This is a genomic window from Spirosoma litoris (assembly GCF_054776755.1).
Genome location: NZ_BAAHBI010000019.1, coordinates 1 through 7,346 on the forward strand (window position 1 = coordinate 1; position 7,346 = coordinate 7,346).

The following is a 7,346-nucleotide window of genomic DNA, read 5'->3' on the forward strand; positions in this document are numbered from 1 at the left end:
ACTCTGACCCGCAGCCAAACCAGCAATTGGCGTATTCAGCGTCGCCATGCCGTTGCTGGCGGTCCAGTTGGCATCGTTGAGCGTCAGTCCGGTTGGGATGTAATCCGTCACCTGAACGCTCGTCGCATCTACATTACCCTGGTTAATCACCGTCACCGTGAAGGTTACATTGCTACCGGCTACCACATGGGCAGGCTGTCCAGGAGCCAATTTCTTGGTCAAGGCCAGATCGAAGACCGGCGTGCTACAATCCGTTGGCGTAGTTAGCACCGCTACTGGTGAAGCCACACAACCATTGGCATCCTGGATGGTCAGCCTATACGTACCACCACTCAGATTGCTGATGCTGCTGGCTGTTGAGCCAGTGCTCCAGGTGTAACTATACGGAGCCGTGCCGCCACTGATGCTCACCAGACTCACACTACCCCCGTTCAGACTCGTACACGTCGGCTGAGTCGGCTGGAAGACAGCCGCGATCTCCGTTGGCTGAACCACCGTGAAGCTCTGCACCGCCATACAACCATTCGCGTCACGAGCCGTCACCGTGTACACGCCCGCCCCTACGTTAGTCAGATCCTTGCTGGTCGAGCCGTTGCTCCACTGATAACCGATCGGCGGAGTGCCACCCGTTACACTCAGTACTACACTACCCGTCTGGGTACCAAAACACTTCACATTCGTCACTACTCCTGATAGCTGAGGACCAGCCAGGTTGCTGATGTTAGCCGAAGCCACACCCACACAACCAGTTGCATCACTCACACTCACCGAGTAAGAGCCCGGCGCGGCATTGACCAGATTCTGGCTGGTAGCCACCAGGCTTCCAGCTGCATTGCGCCACTGGTAGCTGTAAGAGCCTGAGCCCCCACTCACCTGAAGACTGATGGAGCCCGTGGCCTGACCACAAACCGCGTTCTGAGTCGTAGCCACTACAGTCACTGGGCTGCTGTTGCCCACCACTACTGAGGTCGTGCTGCTACAACCACTACCATCCGCAACACTCACCTGATAGGTGCCTGCAGCCAGATTCAGCACACTGGCAGAACTGCCCACTACGACACCGGCTGAAGTCGTCCACTGATAGGTATAGCTACCAGTGCCGCTCAGCACATTCACACTGGCACTGCCATTAGGTGCACCACAGGCCGTCGGACTAGCCTGAGCCAGAATCACCGGCGCACTCGTCGAAGAGATGGTCACCTGCTTCTGACCCACACAACCCTTGCTATCGGTTACTGTCACGGTGTATACACCCGGTGCTAAGCCCTGAGCAATGCTGCTCGAACTCACCACACTACCCGAGGCATTGGTCCAGGCATAACTGTACGGAGCCACACCACTACCCGCATTCACCACTACCGTGGCAATGCCATTGGACTGACCGCACAAGGCCAACGTCGTACCCGTGTTCAGGCCCAGAGCCGTACACACCGTGCACGAAGCGGGTGGTACCACCACTACTTTGGGAGAACAACCGTTCGCTGTCGTTACGGTCAGACTCAAGGGAATACCCGAAGGAATACCACTGATCAAGCCGCCACTCACACTGCCCGCACTCACCAACACCGTCGTACCCGGATTCACCGTGTAGCTCACCACATACGTAGCACCACTACTGCACTCAGGACCACTCAGACTAATGGCGGGGTTCTCACAAGGATTGCTACACGAAACTGGGCTCACCACCGTGACTCGTGTCACACAGGTGCCACTACCTGTAGCGGTCACCACCACATTGGTCCCCACTGGAATCTGCTCGATTCGATGAGCCGATGCGTTGACCACACCCACATTACTGGTTATACCACCACTACCCACTAATCGGTAACTCACCGTGTAGGTAGTACCCATGCACAAGGGTTGACCCACCGTCAACTGAGGTGGCGTACAGCCATTGGGGCCGGAGGCATTACAGCTCGTTGGTGAATCCACCTGAGCGATGTTGTAACAACCCAGTCCAGTGCTGGCACTCACACTCACCGGGGTGCCCACCGGAATATTAATCACACTCAGCCCGCTCACCGTGCCCGCACTGGCCACGATGTTAGTGCTACTGGTGTACACACTCACACTATAAAATCCACTGCCATTGCACACTGGATTACCTACTGTCAACACGGGCTTTTCACAAACCTGCGGATTGCAACCCGTTGGTGTGATGAGCACCGCTACCGGCGAAGCCACACAACCGTTGGCATCCTTGATAGTCAACATGTAAGTACCACCACTCAGATTGCTGATACTGCTGGCCGTCGAACCATTGCTCCACGTATAACTATACGGAGCCGTACCCCCACTGATGCTCACCAGACTTACACTGCCTCCGTTCACACTCGCACAGGTCGGTTGAGTCGGCTGGAAGACAGCCGCGATCTCCGTTGGCTGAACCACCGTGAAGCTCTGTACCGCCATACAACCATTCGCATCCCGAGCCGTCACCGTGTACACGCCCGCTCCTACATTCACCAGATCCTTGCTGGTCGAGCCGTTGCTCCACTGATAACCGATCGGCGGAGTGCCACCATTGACAGTCAGCATCACACTACCCGTCTGGGTACCAAAACAGGTCACATTCGTCACCACCCCACTCAGTTGAGGACCGGCCAGGTTGCTGATGTTGGCTGAAGTCACACCCACACAACCAGTTGCATCACTCACCGTGACGCTGTAACTACCCGGAGCCACATTCACCAGATTCTGGCTGGTAGCCACCAGGGTTCCAGCTGCATTGCGCCACTGGTAGCTGTAAGAGCCAGAGCCCCCACTCACCTGAAGGCTGATGCTACCCGTAGCCTGACCACAAACGGCGTTCTGAGCTGTAGCCACTACCGTCACAGGGCTAGAGTTACCTACCACTACACTCGTTGTGCTGCTGCAACCACTACCATCGGCCACACTCACCATATACGTACCGGCGGAGAGGTTCAGCACACTGGTGCCCGTGCCTACCACGATCCCTGCACTCGTCGTCCACTGATAGGTATAGTTCCCCGTTCCGCTCAGCACATTCACACTGGCACTGCCGTTAGGCGCACCACAGGCCGTCGGACTAGCCTGAGCCAGGATCACCGGCGCACTCGTCGAAGAGATGGTTACCTGCTTCTGACCCACACAACCCTTGCTGTCGGTGACCGTAATGGTGTACACACCTGGGGCCAAGCCCTGAGCAATGCTGCTCGAACTCACCACACTACCCGAGGCATTGGTCCAGGCATAGCTGTACGGAGCCACCCCACTGCCCGCATTGACCACTACCGTGGCAATGCCATTGGACTGACCGCACAAGGCCAACGTGGTGCCCGTATTCAGACCTAAGGCCGTACACAATGGCGTCACCGTAATCACCTCAATATCACTATCATCCTCATCCTGAGACGGATTATTCTTATGGTCACCACTCGTATCATCATTCACCGGGGTGCCATCGTTATCTGGATTGTCATCGGGTGTCGAATCTTTATCCGTTCCACCCGAGGCACTGCTGATCTCAGCCGTGTTGGTCAGACTACCTACGAAGCTGTTGCTCACCGTGAAGGTGATGTTGCGCGTTGTACTCTGGCCTGCTGGCAGACTGGCAATCAGCGCATTGAGCGTTGCCTTACCGTTGCTGGCTGTCCAGTTGGCATCATTCAACGTCAGGCCAGCCGGGATGTAATCCGTCACCTGAACATTGGTCGCGTCGACACCGCCCTGGTTGATCACCGTCACCGTGAAGGTCACCTGACCACCAGCGACCACTGTCGCAGACTGGCCACTGGACAACTTCTTGGTCAAGGCCAGATCGAAGGCAGCACAGTTGCTTGGAGTGGGCAACACCGCTACTGGAGAAGCCATACAACCATTGCCATCCTGAATGGTCAACGTGTAGATACCTCCACTCAGATTGCTGATGCTGGCCGTCGTGGCACCCGTACTCCAGGTGTAACTATACGGAGCCGTACCACCACTGATGCTCACCAGGCTGATACTACCGCCCGTCAGACTTGTACACGTCGGATACGTCGGCTGGAAGATAGCTGCAATCTCCGTGGGCTGGCTGATGGTGAAGCTCTGAATCGCCATACAGCCGTTGGCATCCCGAGCTGTCACGGTGTACACACCGGCTCCTACATTGGTCAGATCCTTGCTCGTCGAGCCGTTGCTCCATACGTAACCAATCGGTGGGGTATCACCCGACACCGTCAGTACCACACTACCCGTCTGGGTTCCGTAGCATTTCACATTGGTAGGCACACCCGATACCTGAGGGCCTACCACATTACTGATATTGGCCGTGGCCAGGGCGGTACAACCCGTAGCATCCGTTATCACGACACTATAAGAGCCCGGAGCGGCATTGGTCAGGTTCTGACTGGTGGCCACCACCCCACTGGCTGTTCGCCACTGATAGGTGTAACTTGGAGAACCGCCACTTACCTGCGCACTGATCGAGCCGTTGGCCTGACCACAAACCGCATTTTGCGGGGTAGCCACTACCACCAGCGGGGTGCTGGTACCCACCACCACAGAGGTCATGCTGTTACACCCGTTGGCATCCACCACGTTCACCATGTAGGTGCCCGCAGCCAGATTAGCCACACTTGCACTGCTGCCCACTACGGTGCCTGTGCTTGTGGTCCATTGGTAGGTATAGTTACCGCTACCACTGGTGACCTGCACACTGGCACTGCCATTGGCCAGACCACAACTGGTGGGGACCGCCTGAGCCACAATCGCCGGGGCATTGGTCGAAGAGATGGTAACCACCTTCTGGCCCGTACAGCCTTTGCTATCCGTCACCGTAACGGTGTACATGCCCGCAGCCAGACCTTGCGCAACGCTGTTACTGCTCACAACAGTGCCCTGTGCATTCGTCCATTGATAGGTATACGGAGCCACTCCACTACCCGCATTAACCACCACCGTAGCAATACCATTGGACTGACCACACAACGCTAGCGTCGTACCCGTGTTCAGACCCAGAGCTGTACATACCGTACAACTAGCGGGTGGAACCACGACTACCATCGGGGAGCAACCGTTCACTGTCGTTACGGTCACACTCAAGGGAATACCCGAGGGGATACCACTGATCAAGCCGTTGCTCACTGTGCCTGCACTCACCAGTACCGTAGTACCCGGATTGACGGTATAGTTGACCACATAGCTCGTAGCCCCATTACTACATTCAGGACCACTCAGGGTAATGGCTGGGTTCTCACAAGGGTTATTGCACGAAGCCGGACTCACCACCGTGACCCGCGTAACACAGGTGCCACTGCCTGTAGCGGTTACCACTACATTGGTCCCCACCGGAATCTGCTCGATCCGACGAGCACTGGCGTTGACTACGCCCACATTGCTGGTTACTGTGCCACTACCCGTTAGTCGGTAGCTCACCGTGTAGGTAGTACCCATACACAGCGGCTGACCTACCGTCAACTGAGGTGGCGTACAGCCGTTGGGGCCGGAGGCATTGCAGCCCGTTGGTGAATCCACCTGGGCGACATTGTAACAACCTATCCCATTGCTGGCACTCACACTCACAGGCGTGCCCACCGGAATATTAATCACACTCAGGCCACTCACCACACCTGCAGTAGCTACGATATTGGCGGCACTGGAGTATATACTCACACTATAAAATCCACTGCCGTTGCAGACGGGGTTGCCTACCGTCAGAATGGGCTTCTCACAAACTATCGGACATGCGGTGATACTGACTGGGCAACATAAGGTGCCACTACAACCAGTGGCATCGACTGCACTATAGCTATACATACCCGCTACCGTAGCCACATAATCCGTGGCGGTTGCTCCAGGAATGGCTACCCCATCTTTATACCATTGTACAGACGTGTAACCCTCACCCGTTGTTAAAGTGAAGGAGGTCTTTGTCCCGCAAAGCGTGTAACTAGCTGGCACACAGGGAGCACAACTCTCAATACTAATGGGACAACATAAACTTGTACTACAGCTTGTCGTAGCGTCAACCGCGCTGTAGCTATACATACCGGCTACGGTGGCCACATAATCCGTGGCGGTTGCACCGGCTATAACTGTTCCATCCTTATACCACTGCACATTGGTATAACCACTGCCAGCCGTTAAGGTAAAGGACGTTTTCGCGCCACAAAGCGTGTAACTTATAGGCACACAGGGTGCGCAACTTTCAATACTAATGGGACAACATAAACTCGTACTACAGCTTGTCGTAGCATCAACCGCACTGTAGCTATACATACCGGCTACAGTGGCCACATAATCCGTGGCGGTTGCACCGGCTATAACTGTTCCATCCTTATACCACTGCACACTGGTATAACCACTGCCAGCCGTTAAGGTAAAGGACGTTTTCGCGCCACAAAGCGTGTAACTTACGGGCACACAAGGGGTATCCAAATTCGCTTCAACAACTGGATCCGCCTGTTTTTTTGCCAAACGTTCCAATCTGTTTTGCCCACCTGGTTTACCTATCGAAGGCAGGTTTTCATCTTGCCTGGCGAAGAGATTCAACCGCTTTGGAAAGCTATGGGCTGACAAGGTTGATCGGCGACCCTCTCCTCCCGGTAGAGTAGCGGGCTTCAAGGGCTCAGTCATGGCCTCACACACCCCTACAGTAACGAAGGATAGGACCAGCAACGGCAACAAAATGCGGACTACCCACTGAGATGGGCTATACACATCCTGCCAGATGGAGCAGGTGAACGGTAGATACTTTTTCATAGATGACTGTGTCTTGGTGTATTCCATAGCTTCGGGGGTCAATTGCCAGAGGCAATCAGGCCGGAATCACCTTACGGTTGATCCGATGCCTGATTGCTCTAACACACCTCTATCTTCCAGGCTTAGCTTATCATTTGACGGTTATATTCGTCGTACAGGTTGGGCAAATAGGTACCAAACCCGCATCCTGCGTCGAACTCGGCTGGCTTTGGCTCAGCGTAAAGCTGCTCGTTTGGCCATTGAGTCCCGCATCGCTATCCACAGCATCATTGCTGCCCACATTCGGGGTCGTATAGGTTTTCCCGGCTGGGGTCGTAAACTGCACGTAATAACTACCCTGCGGCAGATTCGAGAATACGTAATGGCCTGTCGCATCGGTCACCGTACTACTTACGGGCTGGTTGGTGGTCGCATTATAGAGCGTCACCGTCACATTGGGGACACCCGTTTCGCCACTACTTTGCAAACCGTCCTTATTGGTATCGTTCCAGACATAGCCGTTCACCGTGCCCACTACCGTTGGTGGCAGTACCGTAATGCTCACCGTGGCCTTGTCGCACTTACCGGCACTGTTGCAAGCCGTGTAGGTGAAACTGTCAGGACCACTGTAGCCCGTTGTCGGCGTATAGGTATACGTACCA

Annotated in this window: 2 protein-coding genes; both read right to left on the minus strand. The window is 55.2% G+C overall.

What is annotated here, in order from left to right; all coding sequences use genetic code 11:
• On the minus strand, window positions 1–6,705 hold a 6,705-nt coding region (locus ACYVGR_RS12190; protein WP_460956908.1), incomplete at its 3' end, for a hypothetical protein.
• 130 nt (window positions 6,706–6,835) lie between these two features.
• Window positions 6,836–7,346 (minus strand): SdrD B-like domain-containing protein (locus tag ACYVGR_RS12195; protein ID WP_460956910.1); only part of this gene is annotated, 511 nt, incomplete at its 5' end.